16 protein-coding genes and 1 tRNA gene are annotated in these 15418 nt (G+C 74.2%); 7 read left to right on the plus strand and 10 right to left on the minus strand.

From position 1 onward, the window contains the following. The first annotated feature begins 31 nt into the window (after window positions 1-31). Window positions 32-1501: an MFS transporter gene (locus ABD944_RS09780; RefSeq protein WP_345174556.1), complete on the plus strand. Its 1470-nt coding sequence runs from the start codon at window positions 32-34 to the stop codon at window positions 1499-1501. Beyond that, on the plus strand, window positions 1498-1938 hold the full coding sequence (locus ABD944_RS09785; protein ID WP_345174558.1) for a MarR family winged helix-turn-helix transcriptional regulator: 441 nt from the start codon (window positions 1498-1500) through the stop codon (window positions 1936-1938). Before ABD944_RS09780 ends, ABD944_RS09785 begins: the two co-directional genes overlap by 4 nt. 31 nt (window positions 1939-1969) lie before the next feature. On the opposite strand, the gene ABD944_RS09790 is transcribed toward ABD944_RS09785, so the two are convergent. From ABD944_RS09790 to ABD944_RS09810, 5 genes are read right to left on the minus strand one after another with little or no spacing between them, the layout of a single operon-like run. After that, window positions 1970-3250 carry an ABC transporter substrate-binding protein gene (locus ABD944_RS09790; protein ID WP_345174560.1) on the minus strand — a complete coding sequence of 427 codons (1281 nt, stop codon included), beginning with the start codon at window positions 3248-3250 and terminating at the stop codon, window positions 1970-1972. Further along, window positions 3247-4347 (minus strand): branched-chain amino acid ABC transporter permease, encoded by a 1101-nt coding sequence (locus tag ABD944_RS09795; protein ID WP_345174562.1) that lies wholly within the window; start codon window positions 4345-4347, stop codon window positions 3247-3249. The genes ABD944_RS09790 and ABD944_RS09795 overlap by 4 nt, the downstream gene beginning before the upstream one ends. Then, a complete protein-coding gene (locus tag ABD944_RS09800) occupies window positions 4340-5230 on the minus strand; it encodes a branched-chain amino acid ABC transporter permease (protein WP_345174564.1) in 891 nt (296 codons plus the stop codon). Before ABD944_RS09800 ends, ABD944_RS09795 begins: the two co-directional genes overlap by 8 nt. Then, window positions 5227-6042 (minus strand): ABC transporter ATP-binding protein, encoded by an 816-nt coding sequence (locus ABD944_RS09805; protein ID WP_345174567.1) that lies wholly within the window; start codon window positions 6040-6042, stop codon window positions 5227-5229. The genes ABD944_RS09800 and ABD944_RS09805 overlap by 4 nt, the downstream gene beginning before the upstream one ends. Further along, window positions 6039-6839, minus strand: coding sequence for an ABC transporter ATP-binding protein (locus ABD944_RS09810; RefSeq protein ID WP_345174569.1), 801 nt, complete (start codon window positions 6837-6839; stop codon window positions 6039-6041). The genes ABD944_RS09805 and ABD944_RS09810 overlap by 4 nt, the downstream gene beginning before the upstream one ends. A gap of 183 nt (window positions 6840-7022) precedes the next feature. Here ABD944_RS09810 and ABD944_RS09815 point away from each other — a divergent pair, with 183 nt between their 5' ends. Beyond that, the gene (locus ABD944_RS09815) at window positions 7023-7760 is read left to right on the plus strand and encodes a neutral zinc metallopeptidase (RefSeq protein ID WP_345174571.1); all 738 of its coding nucleotides are present in this window, start codon (window positions 7023-7025) and stop codon (window positions 7758-7760) included. Here ABD944_RS09815 and ABD944_RS09820 read toward each other — a convergent pair. Both ABD944_RS09820 and ABD944_RS09825 read right to left on the minus strand, forming a co-directional pair. Then, window positions 7753-8043 (minus strand): MTH1187 family thiamine-binding protein, encoded by a 291-nt coding sequence (locus ABD944_RS09820; RefSeq protein ID WP_141577257.1) that lies wholly within the window; start codon window positions 8041-8043, stop codon window positions 7753-7755. The two genes, ABD944_RS09815 and ABD944_RS09820, sit on opposite strands and share 8 nt — an antisense overlap. 15 nt (window positions 8044-8058) lie before the next feature. Beyond that, window positions 8059-8451 (minus strand): DUF7715 family protein, encoded by a 393-nt coding sequence (locus ABD944_RS09825; RefSeq protein ID WP_185023356.1) that lies wholly within the window; start codon window positions 8449-8451, stop codon window positions 8059-8061. A gap of 63 nt (window positions 8452-8514) precedes the next feature. Between ABD944_RS09825 and ABD944_RS09830 the strand changes: the two genes are divergently transcribed. Next, entirely contained in the window at window positions 8515-9288 is a 774-nt protein-coding gene (locus ABD944_RS09830; RefSeq protein WP_345174577.1) for an enoyl-CoA hydratase-related protein, read from the plus strand. 50 nt (window positions 9289-9338) lie between these two features. Here the strand turns inward: ABD944_RS09830 and ABD944_RS09835 are convergent. Then, window positions 9339-9412, minus strand: a tRNA-Ile gene (locus ABD944_RS09835). A 184-nt stretch (window positions 9413-9596) separates the two neighbouring features. Between ABD944_RS09835 and ABD944_RS09840 the strand changes: the two genes are divergently transcribed. From ABD944_RS09840 to ABD944_RS09850, 3 genes are read left to right on the plus strand one after another with little or no spacing between them, the layout of a single operon-like run. Beyond that, the gene (locus tag ABD944_RS09840) at window positions 9597-10280 is read left to right on the plus strand and encodes an LppX_LprAFG lipoprotein (protein WP_345174579.1); all 684 of its coding nucleotides are present in this window, start codon (window positions 9597-9599) and stop codon (window positions 10278-10280) included. Then, the gene (locus ABD944_RS09845; protein ID WP_345174581.1) at window positions 10277-12046 is read left to right on the plus strand and encodes an MFS transporter; all 1770 of its coding nucleotides are present in this window, start codon (window positions 10277-10279) and stop codon (window positions 12044-12046) included. Before ABD944_RS09840 ends, ABD944_RS09845 begins: the two co-directional genes overlap by 4 nt. A 43-nt stretch (window positions 12047-12089) precedes the next feature. Then, complete coding sequence (locus ABD944_RS09850; protein ID WP_345174582.1) at window positions 12090-12701, plus strand: Rv1733c family protein; 612 nt, start codon at window positions 12090-12092, stop codon at window positions 12699-12701. A gap of 19 nt (window positions 12702-12720) precedes the next feature. On the opposite strand, the gene ABD944_RS09855 is transcribed toward ABD944_RS09850, so the two are convergent. Both ABD944_RS09855 and ABD944_RS09860 read right to left on the minus strand, forming a co-directional pair. Next, window positions 12721-13425, minus strand: a complete 705-nt coding sequence (locus ABD944_RS09855; RefSeq protein WP_345174583.1) for a 3-keto-5-aminohexanoate cleavage protein — start codon at window positions 13423-13425, stop codon at window positions 12721-12723. A 24-nt stretch (window positions 13426-13449) separates the two neighbouring features. Continuing rightward, complete coding sequence (locus ABD944_RS09860; RefSeq protein ID WP_345174585.1) at window positions 13450-15417, minus strand: hypothetical protein; 1968 nt, start codon at window positions 15415-15417, stop codon at window positions 13450-13452. Between the last annotated feature and the right edge of the window lies 1 nt (window position 15418).

Consider the following 15418-nt stretch of genomic DNA (forward strand, 5'->3'; position numbering starts at 1 on the left):
TGGTTGTAGGGCTATAACGATCGGAGGCGGCGTGCCCGAACTCAGTCCCCGGCGCCGGCTGGCGGTACTGGCCATCTGCTGCCTGAGCCTGCTCATCGTCAGCCTGGACAACACGATCCTGAACGTCGCGCTCCCGTCGCTGCAGCGCGACTTCCACAGCTCGCTGTCGGGCCTCCAGTGGACGATCGACGCGTACCTGATCGTCCTGGCGTCCCTGCTGCTGCTCTCCGGCTCGACCGCCGACAGGATCGGGCGGCGCCGCGTGTTCCAGACGGGGCTCGCGCTCTTCTCCGTCGGGTCGGTGCTGTGCAGCCTCGCGCCGTCGCTCGGCTGGCTCGTCGCCGCCCGGGTGGTGCAGGCGGTCGGCGGGTCGATGCTCAACCCCGTCGCGATGTCGATCATCACGAACGTGTTCACCGGGCCGCGCGAGCGGGCCCGCGCCATCGGCGTCTGGGGCGCCGTCGTCGGGCTCAGCATGGCGATGGGACCGCTGGTCGGGGGAGTGCTGGTCGACTCGGTCGGCTGGCGGTCGATCTTCTGGTTGAACGTGCCGATCGGGCTCGCCGCGCTGGTGCTGACCGCGCTGTTCGTCCCCGAGTCGCGCGCCCCGCGCCCCCGCCGTCCCGATCCGCTCGGCCAGGCGTTCATGATCCTGCTGCTCGGGACGCTGACCTACGCGATCATCGAGGCGCCCGGCCGCGGCCTGGCCGACCCCGCCGTCTCCGGCGCCGCGATCGTCGCCGCGGCGTCCCTCGCCGGGTTCGTCGTCCACGCGCTGCGCACCCCCGAGCCGCTGATCGACCTGCGGTTCTTCCGCAGCGTCCCGTTCTCGGGCGCGACGGTCATCGCGGTCAGCGGGTTCGCCGCGCTCGGCGGATTCCTCTTCCTCAACACCCTCTACCTGCAGAACGTGCGCGGGCTGTCGGCGCTGCACGCGGGGCTGTTCCTGCTGCCCATGGCGGCGATGACCGCCGCGTCCGCCCCGCTGTCGGGACGGCTCGTCGGCGGCCGCGGCCCGCGGCTCCCGCTCCAGATCGCGGGGGCGGCGATGCTCGCCAGCGGCCTGCTGTTCGCCGCGTTCGACGCCGAGACCAGCGACGTCACGCTCTTCGCCGCGTACGTGCTGTTCGGTCTCGGGTTCGGCATGCTGAACTCGCCCATCACGAACACCGCCGTGTCGGGCATGCCGCGCGCCCAGGCGGGCGTCGCCGCGGCGGTCGCCTCCACCAGCCGGCAGATCGGGCAGGCGCTCGGCGTCGCGGTGATCGGAGCCGTGCTCGCCGCCGGGACGTCCGCGGCGCACCCCGCCGCGGACGCCTTCGTGTCGGCCGCCCGACCGGCATACTGGATCCTCGCCGGATGCGCCGGCGCCGTCCTGGTGCTCGGCACGGCCACCACGGGCCGGCGGGCCGCCCGCAGCGCGGCGCGCACGGCCGGCCTGTTCGGCGGCGACGAGACGGCGCCGGACGCACGCGATGTGACGGGAGCGAGTGCGCGATGACCGAGCCCGCAGTCCAGCACGCCGACGCCGCCGCGCGGGCGTGGCACAACCTGCGGGTCCTGCTGCACGAGCGCGGCGACCGGCGGCGGGAGGTCACCGACGCGCTCGGCATGAGCTTCTTCCGGGTCAAGGCGCTGCGGTACGTCGCCGCGGCGAGTGCGCCGCTGACGCTGCGCGACCTCGCCGAGAGGCTCCTCACCGACCGCCCCTACGTCACCCTCGTGGTGGACGACCTGGTCGGGCGGGGCCTGGTCGAGCGGACCGAGAACCCCGCCGACCGCCGATCCAAGATCGTGACCGCGACGGCGGCGGGGCGGGCCGCGGCGGCCGAGGCCGAGCGGATCCTGGACACCCCGCCGCCGTCGCTCTACGACCTCCCGGCCGAGGACCTCGCGGTCCTCGACCGGGTCGCGGCGCGCCTGGTCTCCGAAGGCTGACCGCGGGCCGGGCCCCGCGTCCCGGCGATCCTCAGGCCCCCGCCGGGACCTTGTACTTCCCGGCCGCCTCCGACTCCGTGGGCTGCCGCTCGACGACCAGCCCGCCGAGCGCCTTGGCGTCCGTCCGCAGGATGTAGGTCTTGCGGGTCCCGGGCTCGTCCACCTTGGAGAAGTCCATCGGCGTGCCGTAGCCGCCGTCGTGGGCGGTGGTGGACCGGTGCGCGGTGATCAGTCCCTCGCGGGTGAGGTCCTTGGCCGCGCACGCCTTCTTCAGCGCGTCCGCGAAGATGACCGCGCCCGTGTACCCGTTGACGACGGCGCTGTCGCGCGGCTGCCCCGGGTACTTCTTCCCGTAGTCGTCCGCCAGCTTCTTGATCGGCGCCAGGCCGGACGAGATGGGCGCGCCCGCGCTGGCGAGGTAGAAGTCCTTCAGCAGCGCGGGCGCGGCCGCGGTCTGCAGGAGCTGCGGGGAGAACCCGGAGTTGCTCGCCACGATCGGCGCCGCCATGCCCTTGGCCCGGGCGAGGCCCGCAAGCGACGCCGACTGCCGGGGCCCGGCGCTCATCAGGATCGCCTTGACGCCCGCGCTCTTCAGCGCCGCGACCTGGGCGGACATGTCGTTGTCGGTCGCCTTGATCTTCTGTTCGACGAGCGTCAGGCCGAGCTCGCCCGCCGCGTACTTCGCCCCGGCGAGCGCGCTCTCGCCGTAGTCGCCCTCGAAGTACACGTGCCCGACCTTGTCGCCCTTGGCGATGCCCTTCTCCCGGGTGAGGAAGTCCAGGGCGTTGATCATGTCGACGTCGTAGGTGGTGCCGGTGACCTGGATGTACCTGCTGCCGAGCAGCGTCGTCGACCAGGCGTTCGGGATGACGAACATCTTGTCGGCCTCGATGCGGCCCTTGAGCGCCGTCACCATCGGCGAGCCGACGAACTGGGCGATGCCGATGACGCTCGACTGCATCTCGCTGTACCCGGCGACGGCCTTCTGCACGTCGTAGCCGTGGTCGCGGACGACCAGCTCGACCTTGCGCCCGCAGACGCCGCCCTGGGCGTTCAGCTGCTCGAAGTACATCCGCTGCGCCTGGGTGAGGCTCTTGCCGAGCGGCGCGTACACGCCGGTCAGGTCGGTCTCGACGCCGACGCGGATCGTGCCGTCGGTGACGCCGGGCCCGGTCTTCACACCGTCCGAACCGGTGCCGCCGGACCCGCCGGACGCCTTGCCGCTGCAGCCCGACGCCATGCCCAGCGGCAGCGCCACGGCAAGCGCGACCACGGCAAGACGCGCCGGGCCGAACCTGGGGATGCGCTTCATATCGCTTGCTCCTCTTGCTCGAATCGGGTGAGGGGACGGGAGGCCCGGCGCCGGGACGCGGCGGTGCGCAGCCGCGTCCACGCCCCGGTCAGGCCGCCGGGGAGGAAGAGCACGACGGCGACGACGGCGGCGCCGTACAGGATCCGGGCGGCCTCGGCGGGGGAGACGCCGCCCGAGCCCGGGGCGGCGACGAGGGGCAGGTCGTCGCCGAAACGGGTGAGGAGCTGGGGCAGGACGGAGACGAACACCGCGCCCGCGACGGCCCCGGCCGCGGTGCCGAGCCCGCCGATGACGATCATGGCGAGGTAGTCCAGGGACAGGAACATGCCGAAGTAGTCGGGGACGGTCCGCCGGAACGCCAGCGCGAGCAGCGCCCCGGCCGCGCCCGCGTACATCGACGACAGCACGAACACGCCGGCCCGGTAGCGGGCCACCGGGACGCCCATGACCGCCGCCGCGACCTCGTGGTCGCGGACGGTGTTGAGGGCCCGCCCCGGCCGTCCGCGCAGGATGCCGCGCGCGATCCACACGGCCGGGACCAGCAGCGCGACGGCGAGGAACCACAGCCGCTCCAGCGCGCCGAGCGGGACGGCGAACACCACCAGCTCCGGGGCGTCGTCGAAGCGGAACCCGGCGATCTCCAGCGGCGGGACGTCCCGGCCGTTGAACCCGCCGGTGACGCTCTCGGCGTTGAACAGCAGGTGCTGCCCGATGAAGATCAGCGCGAGGGAGGCGATGCCGAGGTAGGTGCCGCGCAGCCGTCCGGCGATGGGGCTGAACAGCCCGCCCGCGACGCCCGCGAGCAGGATCGCGCCGAGGAACGCCAGCGGGGTCGGCAGCCCGAGGCCCGCGAGCTTCGGCCCCGAGCCGGACGCCAGGTAGACGTACCCGTACGCGCCGACCGCGAGGAAGAAGGCGTGCCCCATCGACAGCTGCCCGGTGGCGCCGGTCAGCAGGTTCAGGCCGATCGCGCCGACCGCCGCCGACATCGCGAACAGGCCCGTCTGGAGCCAGAACGCGTCGAGGTAGAACGGCAGGGCCAGCAGGACGAGGGTGGACGCGGCGGCGGCCGCGTACCGGATCCGGGCGTCAGACACGCGACAGCTCCCTCGTCCCGAACAGCCCGGCGGGACGCACGAGCAGCACCGCGAGCATCACCAGGAACGGCGCCACGTCGCCGATGCCGCGCCCGAGGAACGCCAGCTCGCCCTGGTAGCCCGTCACGAGCGACTCGGTGAGCCCGACGGCGAGGCCGCCGACGAGCGCGCCCGTCGTGGAGTCGAGGCCGCCGAGGATCGCGGCCGGGAAGGCCTTCATCGCGGCGAACGAGGTGGCGCGGTCGAGGCCGGGGGTGGGGAACACGGTCAGGAACAGCGCCGCCACCGCCGCGAGCGCCCCCGCGATCGCCCACGCGGCGAACGACACGCGGCCCAGCCGGACGCCCATGAGCGCGGCCGTCTCGCCGTCCTCGGCCGCCGCCCGCATCGCCACCCCCCAGGGCGTGAGGCGGAACGCCAGCAGGAACGCGGCGATCAGGACGGCCGCGGTCGCGAACGCGGCGATCCGCGTCTGCGCGATGCCGACGCCCGCGACCTCGACGATCCTGTCGCCCCACGGGTCACCGAGCGACAGGACCCGGGTGCCGATCTCCCGCGTCAGCGCGGTGGTCAGCACGATGTCGACGCCGATCGTGACGATCGCCAGCACGGACCGGTCCTCCACCCGGGCGCGCCGGAGCACCAGCAGCTCCACCAGGGCGCCCGCGGCGGCCGCCGCCGCGACGCCCGCGCCGAGCGCCGGCAGGAACCCGATGTCGTCGTGCAGCACCGCGGTCACGTAGCCGCCCGCCAGCAGCAGCGAGGCGTGCGCGAAGTTGACCACCTCGGTGGCCCTGAAGATGATCACGAAGCCGAGGGCGATCAGCGCGTACACCGACCCCGCCGAGACCCCGTTGACCACCAGCTCGATGAACGTGCTCAAGGATTTCCCTCCGATTCGGGGGCGCCCGCGGGCGCGTGCGCGGCGCCGAGGTAGGCGCGGATCACGGCCGGGTCGCGCTGCACCGCCGCGGGCGCGCCGCCCGCGATGCGCCTGCCGAAGTCCAGGACGGTGACCTCGTCGGCCAGCCGCATGACCATCCCCATGTCGTGCTCGACCAGCAGGACCGAGAGGCCGAGGTCGGCGCGGGCGCGGAAGATGACCTCGGCCATCCGCCGCCGCTCCGCGCCGTTCATCCCGGCCACCGGCTCGTCCAGGAGCAGCAGCCGGGGCTCCATCGCGAGCGCGCGGGCCAGCTCGACCCGCTTGCGCACGCCGTAGGACAGCAGCCCGACGGGCGCGTCGAGGTGCTCGGCGACGCCGACGAACGCGGCGATGTCGCGGACCCGGTCCCGGTGCCGCGCGTCCTCGCGGCGCGCCCGCGGCAGCCGCAGGCCCGCCGACACGAACCCGGCCCGGGTGAGGCGGTGCCGCCCGAGCATGAGGTTGTCCTCGACGGACAGGTGCCGCGACAGCGCGATGTTCTGGAACGTCCGGGCGACGCCGAGGCCCGCGATCCGGTGCGGCGGCAGCGCGGTCAGCTCCGCCCCGCCGAACCGCACGCTGCCCTCGCTCGCCCGGTAGACGCCGGACAGGACGTTGAAGCACGTCGACTTGCCCGCGCCGTTCGGGCCGATGAGCGCGTGGACGCTGCCGGGCTCGACGGAGAAGCCCACGCCGTCCAGCGCGGTCAGCCCCGCGAACCGCACCGTGAGCCCGCTGACGCGCAGCTCGCCCGCCTCCGCGCCGCTCATCTGGCGGACCACCGCTCCAGCGAGGGCCCGTCCCCGGCCTCGGGGGCCGCGGCGTCCGCGCCGCCGACGCCGAGGTAGCGGCGCCTGACCTCGTCGCTCGCCGCCAGCTCCGCCGACGGCCCGCGCAGCGTCACCGCGCCGACCTCCAGCACGTGCGCGGACGACGACAGCTCCAGCGCCAGCGCCGCGTTCTGCTCGATCAGCAGGATCGCCGTGCCCTGCAGGTTGATCTCCCGGACGGTCTCGGCGATGCGCTCGGCCATCATCGGGGCGAGCCCGAGCGTCGGCTCGTCCAGCAGCAGCACGGCCGGGCACGCCATCAGCGCCCGCCCGATCGCGAGCATCTGCTGCTCACCGCCCGACAGGAGCCCCGCCCGCTGGCGCGCCCGCTCCGCCAGCAGCGGGAACAGCGCGAGCACCCGCGCGCGGGCCTTCGCGGCGTCGGACCTGCTCGGCGCGCCGAGCGCGCCCGCCCGCAGGTTCTCCTCGACGCTGAGCCGGCCGAACACCCGGCGGCCCTCCGGGACCTGCACGACCCCGGCCGCCACGACGGTGGCGGGGTGCAGGCCGACCAGGGACCGCTCGCCGAGCCGGACCGTGCCCGCGTCCACCGCGCCGCGGTGGAACGGCAGCGTGCCCGAGATCGCGCGGAGCAGGGTCGTCTTGCCGGCCCCGTTCGCGCCGAGGACGGCCGTGACCGATCCCGCCGGGACGTCCAGCGAGACCTCGCGCAGGGCCCGCACCGCCCGCCCGTAGGTCACCGACAGCCCGCGGACCGCGAGGGTCCCGTTCGCCATGCGCCCCTCCAGAAGTTCGTGTGACCGGCACCCCAGCACGGGGCCCCGACCTGCGTCCACGGGCCGCGGGCAAGACGGGGCGAGGGTCCAATCGAACGTCGTTCGGGTTGTGCGGGGAGCACAGTGCGGGCCGATTCGGGTGAGTGTTCGACCTTCTGGGGGGCCGCGCGCGTATGACCCGTCATGAGGCAGACGGCAGGGAACCGTTCGCGGCGGCGCGCCGCCCTCGCCGGAGCGCTCGCGCTGGCCGCGCTGACGGGCGCCTGCGAGTTCCAACCGGCGGCCGCGGGACCCGGCGCCCGCCCCGCGGCGCAGAGCACCCGGGTCGCGTCCCGCGCGCCCGCCCCGGCCATGTTCGACGAGCGCGGGTTCCGGGAGGACGTCCGCACCGCCGAAACGCTCACCGACGACTTCTGGCGGCGGCACTGGAACCGCCTGTTCACGGGGGAGTACAGCTCACCGCGCGTCGTCGGCCTCTACGACGGACGCGATCCGGCCTCAGCGCCGGTCTGCGGCCGCGAGCGCTTCGAACCCGACAACGCGGCCTACTGCCCCTCCGGGGACTTCGTCGCCTGGGACGCCCACCTGATGCGGTCGGGGTACGCGCGCGGCGACGCGTGGGTCTACCTCGTGATCTCGCACGAGTGGGGCCACGCCGTCCAGAACCGGCTCCGGCGAGGCCTGGTGTCGCCCGCCGCGGAGCTGCAGGCCGACTGCCTCGCGGGCGCCGCCCTCTACGGCTCGTCCGACGACGGCACGCTGCGGTTGGAGGACGGCGACGAGCAGGAGCTGGTGGACGCCTTCGCGGTCATCGGCGACCGGACGCCCTGGACCAGACCCGGCGACCACGGCTCGGCCGTCCAGCGGCTGCGCGCCTTCTCGCGCGGCGGCGAGAACGGCGTGCGGGCCTGCTTCACCTGAGGCGGCGCTCCACCGACTCGACCTTGGCGTCGAGGGCGCCGGTCACGCCGGGGCGGATGTCGGCCTTGACGACCAGGCTCACCCGCGGCGCCCGCGCCGCGACCGCGTCGGTGGCGGCCTTCACCACGGCCATCACCTCGTCCCACTCGCCCTCGATCGTGGTGAACATGGCGTCGGTCCGGTTGGGCAGGCCGCTCGCCCGCACCACCCGGACCGCCTCGGCGACGAGCTCGCCGACCTCCTCGCCCGCGCCGAGCGGGGTGACCGAGAACGCGACGAGCATCGCGCACCTCCATGACTAGGGTTGGACGACCTGCCGTACCACGATCTCATCCAGCCGGCGCTCGACGACCACCCCCACCGGCCAGTCGCGCACGAGGCAGCGCAGCAGGGCCGCCTCGTGCTCGGCGAAGGAGGGGTCGCAGCCCTGCTGTTCGAGGCTGGAGCGGATGGCCAGGACGTAGTCGGCGTCGGTGAAGCCCGGGATCTCGCGGACCATCGCGGTCGTGGTGGCGCGATGGGAGTTGAGCCCGGCGAAGGAGCGGCCGCATCCGCAGCCGCCGTCGGGGTCGTCGCGGTCGCGGGCGCACACCGTCCCGATGTGGACCAGCTCGCCTTCGACGCACCAGTCGAAGTCGTTGCCGCGGAATCCCTGGCTGGAGTTGGTGGCGGTGAGAAGTTTCAAGGCCATGCCCCCCTCGGCTCGTGGACGCCGGACCACCGTACGACGAGGGTCTGACGTAACGTCGGGAACATGAGCGAAGACGACGACGTCCTGCTGCACCGCGACGGTCCCTTCACCACGATCACGATGAACCGGCCCCGCCGCCGCAACGCGCTCTCCCGCGCCTTCCTCCTCCGCCTCACCGAGGCGTTCCGGGAGGTGGGGGACACCGACGCCCTCGGCGTGGTCCTCGCCGCCAACGGTCCGGTCTTCTCCGCCGGGCACGACTTCGCCGACATGGCCGGCGCGTCCCACGCCGACGCCCGCGACCTGCTGCGGGTCTGCACGGACCTGATGCGGACGATCCAGTCCGTCCCGCAGGTGGTGGTGGCCCGCGTGCACGGCCTCGCGACCGCCGCCGGCTGCCAGCTCGTGGCGAGCTGCGACCTCGCCGTCGCCGCGGAGAGCGCGGGCTTCGCCGCGCCCGGCGGCAAGGGCGGCTGGTTCTGCCACACGCCCCTGGTGGCGATCTCCCGCAACGTCGGCCGCAAGCGCGCCGCCGAGATGGCCCTCACCGGCGAGGTCGTCGACGCGGCCACGGCCGCCGAGTGGGGGCTGATCAACTACGCGGTCCCCGACGACGAGCTAGACAAGGCCGTCGACGACCTCCTGCGGCGCGCCACCCAGGGCAGCCCGCGCAGCAAGGCCCTCGGCAAGCAGGCGATGTACGCCCAGTTCGACCGCCCCGAACAGGACGCCTACGCCTACGCGATCGAGGTGATGGCCGCGTCCAGCCAGACTCCGGAGGCGCAGGAGGGGATGGCGGCGTTCCTGGAGAAGCGCCGCCCGGAGTGGCCCGCGTAGGGCCCCGGAAGAGGGCGCGCTCCGCTCCGGGAACGGTGTGCCGCCATGGGTAGGGCGGGCGGGACTCGAACCCGCGACCGGGAGATTATGAGTCTCCTGCTCTGACCAGCTGAGCTACCGCCCCAGGCGCATCCCCGGACCGGCCGGGGCGTCGCCGGGTGCAATCCTAGCGGCGGCCGTTTCACCGGGGCCACCGCGAACCCCGATGTCCCACACCCGCACCGCCCACGACGTCCTACCTGAGGGGGTGGGATGTCATACCTGGTACCGAGTGACGGGTGGTGGTACCCGTCGGTAGGGTCCCGCGTATGTCCAGACGCATCCTCGCTCTCGTGCCCGTCCTGCTCGCGCTGGTGTTCACCGGCGCCTGCGACGGCGGGTCCGGCGGGCCCGCGAAGAAGGCCGACTTCGACGCCGCGCAGACGCTCCGGCAGGCCGCGCAGGCCATGGGGGGCCTCAAGAGCGTCGCGTTCACCCTGGAGTCGGAGGGCACGACGCCGGTCATGGTGAAGGGCGGCGACATGAAGCTGCTCCGCAGCGGCGACGCCGAGGGAACGCTGGCGGTGGAGCAGCAGGGGCAGAAGGTCGAGATGAAGGTCGTCGCGGTGGGCGACAGCATCTACCTCGACGCCGGGACCGGCGGCTGGCGCAAGCTGCCCAAGGGCCTCGCGGCGAGCGTGTACGACCCGTCGGCGGTGCTCGACCCGCAGCGGGGGATCGCGAAGCTGCTGACGTCGGCGCAGGGGCCGTCGCCCGAGGCGGTGGAGAAGGTGGACGGCAAGGACGCCTACCGGGTGGCCGCGAAGCTGCCCAAGGACCAGGTCGCCGGCCTGATCCCCGGCATCGGGGAGGACATGGACGGCCAGGTGTGGGTGAGCAAGGCCGACCACCGGCTGCTGAAGGTGCGGGGGACGTTCCCGAAGGACAAGGGGTCGGTGACGATCAGGTTCACCGAGTTCGACGCCCCGTACAAGATCAGCGCGCCGCGGTGAGCGGGCGTCGCCGGGTCGCGATCGGCGCCGGCGGCGCGGTGGTGCTGCTCGCCGCGCTGGACGCCTACGTCGTCACGACGATCCTGGTGCCGGTGGTCAAGGACCTCGGGATCCCCGTGAACCGGCTGGAGCGGGTGACGCCGGTCCTGACCGGGTTCCTGCTGGGGTACGTGGCGGCGATGCCGCTGCTCGGGCAGTTGTCGGACCGGTTCGGGCGGCGGCCGGTGCTGCAGGCGTGCCTGGTGTTCTTCGCGGCCGGGTCCGTGGTGACGGCGCTGGCGCACGGCGTCCCGGTGCTGACGGCGGGACGGGTCGTGCAGGGCGTCGCGGGCGGCGCGCTGCTGCCGGTGACGATGGCGCTGGCCGGCGACCTCTGGGAGGAGCGGCAGCGGCCGGTCGTGCTCGGCGCGGTGGGGGCGGCGCAGGAGCTGGGAAGCGTGCTGGGCCCCCTGTACGGGGCGGGGATCGCGGCGGCGCTCGACTGGCGGGCGATCTTCTGGATCAACCTGCCGCTGGTCGCGGTCGCCATGGCGGCCGTGCAGGTCGCGGTGCCGGGCGGGCGCGGGTCCGGCCCAGAGATGAGCGAAGCGAACCGGGGGGTGTGGGGGGTCGGCCCCCCACAGGGAGCAGAGATGAGCGAAGCGAACCGGGGGGTGTGGGGGGTCGACCCCCCACAGAGTGCTCGGATGAGCGAAGCGAACCGGGGGGTGCGGGGGGTCGTCCCCCCACGGGAAGCGCGGCCGGGCGTGGACGTCGTGGGGGGCCTGCTGCTGGCCCTCGGGCTCGGGCTGCTGGTCGCCGCCGTCTACAACCCCGAACCGCAGGAGGCGGCCCTGCCTCCGTGGGGCCTGCCGGCGCTGGGCGCGGGAGCCGCCGTGCTGGCGGTGTTCGTGCTGTGGGAGATCAGGTCCCGGACGCGGCTGCTCGACCTGTCGGGCGTGCGGCGGGGGCCGCTGCTGGCGACCCTCGGCGTGAGCCTGCTGTCGGGCGCGGCGCTGATGGTGACGCTCGTGGACGTCGTGCTGGTCGCGCAGACCGTCCTGCACAAGGACGCGACGGACGGCGCGCTGCTGCTCACGCGGTTCCTCGTGGCGCTGCCCGTCGCGGCGGTGGCCGGGGGTCTGGTCGCCCGGCGGGTGGGGGAGCGGTGGCCGATGGTCGTGGGGATGGCGGTCTCCGCCGGCGGCTACCTGCTGATCGCCGGCTGGCCGGCCGATCTGGCGGGGGCGTCCTACGGCCCGCTGCCGAGGATGGACGTCGACCTCGTCGTGACGGGGCTCGGCCTCGGCCTGGTGATCGCGCCGGTGTCGTCGGCGGTGCTGGCGTTCGTCCCGGCCGCGCGGCACGGCGTCGCGTCCGCGGCCGTGGTCGTCGCGCGGATGATGGGGATGCTGCTCGGGATCTCCGCGCTGACCGCGTGGGGCTTCCACCGGTTCCACGCCCTCACGGCCGACCTGAAGCCGCCGCTGCCGTTCCTGATGTCCAAGGGCGAGTTCGCGAAGCAGATGAAGGTCTACGAGGCGGCCCTCCAGGACGCGCTGCGGACCGAATACCGGGAGATCTTCTGGATCACCGCCGGGATGTGCCTGCTCGGCGCGCTGCTCGCCCTGGCCGCCGGGACGGGCCGGGACGCGCGCTCCGAGGCCCCGGCCGCCGCCCGGATTCGGTCCTCGGCCCCGCATAACGGCCCGGAAACGGGAGATGATTCGGCCACCGGTGACGTGCCGATCAACGAGCGCGGGAATATCCTGGGAAAAGATGGCTAAAGGCCTCTTGCCGGGAGGGCATGCCCCGGGGAGGTGAACGCGGATGCGCAGGTCCGGCATCGGCCGAGGAGGCCCGCCGCTCACGCGGCTGCGCCGGCGCCTCGGCTTGGAGCGCAGTGAACTGCGCCGTCCGGTGGACCGCGTCCAGCGGATGGTCGCTCTCGGCCTCCTCCTGCTGCTGCTCGGCGTCGCCCCGCCGCTCGCCGCCTGGACCGCGTCCCTGTCCTACTCCGCGGGGACGCGCGCGGAGAACGCGGAGCGGGCCGACCGCCGCCAGGTCGTCGCCACGGTCACCTCGACCGGCGGCCTCGGATCCTCCGGCGACCGCTACATCCACGAGACGGTCCAGGCCAGCTGGCCGGGCGCGGACGGCAGACCCCACGCCGGGTCCCTGCCCGCCTGGAAGGACGCCAGGGTCGGCGCGCACCGGACGATCTGGGTGGACCGGCACAGCGAACCGACCGTCCGGCCCCGCCCGCACAGCCGCACCGTCACCGACGCGGTGTACGCGGCCGGCGCCACCGTGCTCGGCTGCGCGCTGCCCGTCCTGATCGCCTACGCCCTCGTCCGGCGCCGCTGCGACCGGCACCGCGACGAGCTGTGGGAGGCCGGCTGGGCGCGCCTGGACGCCGCGGGCCACAACCCGCGCTCCTGACGCCCGGGTCCGCGGGCGCCTAAGGCGCGAGGAGGGCGCGGGCCGTCTGGACGAGGACCGCGTTGTCGGCGGCCGGAGAGCCGTCGGGGAGTTCGAGGGTGTCCTCCAGGCCGATGCGGACGTCGAGGTTCAGCCTGACGGCGAGCCGCAGCACCGGCCACGCGCCGCCGTCCTCGCCGTGCAGCAGGATCGGGCGCGACAGGCGCGTGCCGAGGTCGTGCAGCAGCGCCTTGGCGGTGTCGGTCGCGGTCTCCGGGTCGGTGTCGGTGATCTCCGCGAGGATCCGCAGCACGTGGTGGGCGTGCGGCCAGCCGAGGAACCGCGCCGCCGCGTCGGTGCCGGAGAAGATCCCCGCCTCGATCGCGACGCCGCGTTCGAACAGCGCCTCGGCGACGAGCTCGGCGCCCTCCTCGTGGAAGTTCACCGAGGCGTGGTCGGGCAGGACGGTCCAGGAGCGCACCAGCGCGGCGCGCTCGACCGGGTCGGGCGCGGCCCAGGCGCCGGTGGTCACCCCGACGGGGATCGACGGGGTCGCGGCGCGGACGGCGGCGATGGTCTCGGCGACGCGGGGCGCGGCGAGGGTGTCGGCCCCCGCGTCGTCCTTGGGATGCAGGTGGGCGTCCTGGGCGCCCACGTCGGCCGCGGCGCGGACCGCCGCGGCGATCTCCTCCGGGGACGTCGGCACGCCCTCGGTCCGGCTTCCGTTGGGGCAGACCTGCAGCATGGACCCGATCATCTCAGGTCCGGATCAGGGCGTGATCACGCAGGGTCCCCCGCCGCACACGTCCACGACGGCGCCCGTGGTGAGGAAGGCCGCCTTCTGCCGGCGCGCGTCCGCGTTGCCGCGGGGGTCGGAGTGCGGGTCGCGTCCCTCGGTGGGGGGCGTGTTGGTGAGCGGCGGGACGGGGGAGCCGCTGTCCCACACGACCATGGCGGAGCCGTCGTAGGACGTCCCGAACGTCGGGATGCCCCAGTAAGGCGCCTTGTCCGGGCTGCGGCCGGGGACGACGGTCGGCGCGTGGACGCGGGCGCCGATCGTGCGCGCCTCGACCTCGGCGGCGACCGGGGCGACCTGGTGGTCGCCGAACGCCACGTGCATCAGCACGCGGTGCTTCGGCGTGTTCGGCAGCGGGTCGTCGGTCATGTGCCAGGCGTAGCCGTTGGCCTCGCCCCGGTCCCACAGCATCTGGATGAGCGCGAGGCCGATCTGCTGGTCGAGCTTGTCCGGGTAGAACAGGTCGAGGATCTTGGCGTACTGCGGGAAGTCGGCGCTGCGGTTGAGCAGTGTGCTGTAGTTCATCGCCGGGACGCCGAGGACGGCGCGGCGGACGTCGGGGGAGATCGCGGTGAGCGCGCCGCCCATGATGCCGCCCTGGCTGTTGCCGTCGTAGGTCAGCTCGGCGCCGGTGTCGATCAGGGGCGCGCCCGCGTCGTCGCGGAACGCCTTGTTCCCCGCGAACCCGCGGGTCATCGCGCGTCCGAGGAAGGTGAAGTTCACGAGGCTCTGCTGGAGGCGGTCGGCGACCGTCCGGAAGCGGGAGAGGTCGGCGAGCGCGGTCACGACGTTCGGGACGTCCTCGTCCGCCATGCCGATCCACTTGGTCGCGCAGAACATAAAGCCGTGCTCGGCGGCCATCGCCTTGACGTTGCCCGCGTCGACCTCGCCCTCGCTGCCGAGCAGGCCGTGCCCGTAGAGGGCGGGGCGCGCGGGGCGGGCGAGCGCCGAGCGCGGGATCTCGCACTGGAACGGGACGGCCTGGGAGTTGCCCGGCAGCCGCGAGGGCATGCCGTCCGCGCCGCGGTGCAGGGCCGATCCGGGCGGCCCGCCGTACTGGTCGAGGTAGCTCGGCGCCCAGACGACCCCCTTCACCTCCCGGGCGATCTTGTCGTCCACGTCGTCGGTCACCTGCGTGACGAGGAACGAGGGGGAGCGGTCGCCGAGACCGCGCAGCGTGTCGTCGCGCATGCGGAGCACGGGCCCGGTGAGGCTCTGCCGGCTCGCGACGGTGAAGTCCCAGGCGAGGTACAGGCCGTCGTGGCCCACTCCGCGGGCCCGGAGCGCGGCGAGCACCCGCCTGCCCTCCCGCTGCCGCGCCGCGAGCGGGTCGGTCGCCGGCAGGTCGGGCCCGAGGATTTTGGCGAACGCGGCGTTCGGCCGGATCAGGTCTCCTGACGCGTCGCGCAGGTCGCGAAGCGCGACGGCGTAGCGGTGGCCCTCGCGGAAGTTGCGGGCCGGGCGGACGATCAGCGCCCGGCGGTCGGCGGGCGCGTTCGCGTCGAGTTCGGCCCAGTACGGCCAGCGCTCGCCGGTCGCGGTGTCGACGATGACGATCGGGGCGTCGTCGCGCAGCGAGGCGCCGATGTCGGTGACGGGCGCGGCGCCGGTGCGGGCCAGGTCGAGGCCGGGGACGCGGCTGAGCAGCATCGAGCCGGGGGAGAAGCCGTCGGCGCGGTTCCAGTCGTCCGGCGACACGGGCACGCCGAGCGCGTTCTTCAGCGTCGTGCGCAGGTGGACGCGGCGGCCGGTGGGCGTGCCGCCGTCGGCGACCGTGTAGTAGTCGTTCGGGAACGGGAGCAGGCACGCGGCCGGGTCGATCGGGTCGCAGCCGTCGGCGGCCTGCGCCGCGGCGGGCGGTGCGGCGGCCGGTCCGGTCAGCGGCGCGAGGGACGCGGCGAGCGCCGCGAATGCCGACAGGGTGCGCAGGGGGAGACGCAAC

This window comes from Actinomadura verrucosospora (genome assembly GCF_039540335.1).
Classification (GTDB): domain Bacteria; phylum Actinomycetota; class Actinomycetes; order Streptosporangiales; family Streptosporangiaceae; genus Spirillospora; species Spirillospora verrucosospora.

What these genes read in the sequence shown, in the direction of transcription:
- ABD944_RS09785 (WP_345174558.1), top strand. Translation starts at nt 1,498, where the DNA reads ATGACCGAGCCCGCAGTCCAGCACGCCGACGCCGCCGCGCGGGCGTGG.
- ABD944_RS09790 (WP_345174560.1), bottom strand. Translation starts at nt 3,250, where the DNA reads ATGAAGCGCATCCCCAGGTTCGGCCCGGCGCGTCTTGCCGTGGTCGCG.
- ABD944_RS09805 (WP_345174567.1), bottom strand. Translation starts at nt 6,042, where the DNA reads ATGAGCGGCGCGGAGGCGGGCGAGCTGCGCGTCAGCGGGCTCACGGTG.
- ABD944_RS09810 (WP_345174569.1), bottom strand. Translation starts at nt 6,839, where the DNA reads ATGGCGAACGGGACCCTCGCGGTCCGCGGGCTGTCGGTGACCTACGGG.
- ABD944_RS09815 (WP_345174571.1), top strand. Translation starts at nt 7,023, where the DNA reads ATGAGGCAGACGGCAGGGAACCGTTCGCGGCGGCGCGCCGCCCTCGCC.
- ABD944_RS09820 (WP_141577257.1), bottom strand. Translation starts at nt 8,043, where the DNA reads ATGCTCGTCGCGTTCTCGGTCACCCCGCTCGGCGCGGGCGAGGAGGTC.
- ABD944_RS09825 (WP_185023356.1), bottom strand. Translation starts at nt 8,451, where the DNA reads ATGGCCTTGAAACTTCTCACCGCCACCAACTCCAGCCAGGGATTCCGC.
- ABD944_RS09830 (WP_345174577.1), top strand. Translation starts at nt 8,515, where the DNA reads ATGAGCGAAGACGACGACGTCCTGCTGCACCGCGACGGTCCCTTCACC.
- ABD944_RS09840 (WP_345174579.1), top strand. Translation starts at nt 9,597, where the DNA reads ATGTCCAGACGCATCCTCGCTCTCGTGCCCGTCCTGCTCGCGCTGGTG.
- ABD944_RS09850 (WP_345174582.1), top strand. Translation starts at nt 12,090, where the DNA reads ATGCGCAGGTCCGGCATCGGCCGAGGAGGCCCGCCGCTCACGCGGCTG.
- ABD944_RS09855 (WP_345174583.1), bottom strand. Translation starts at nt 13,425, where the DNA reads ATGCTGCAGGTCTGCCCCAACGGAAGCCGGACCGAGGGCGTGCCGACG.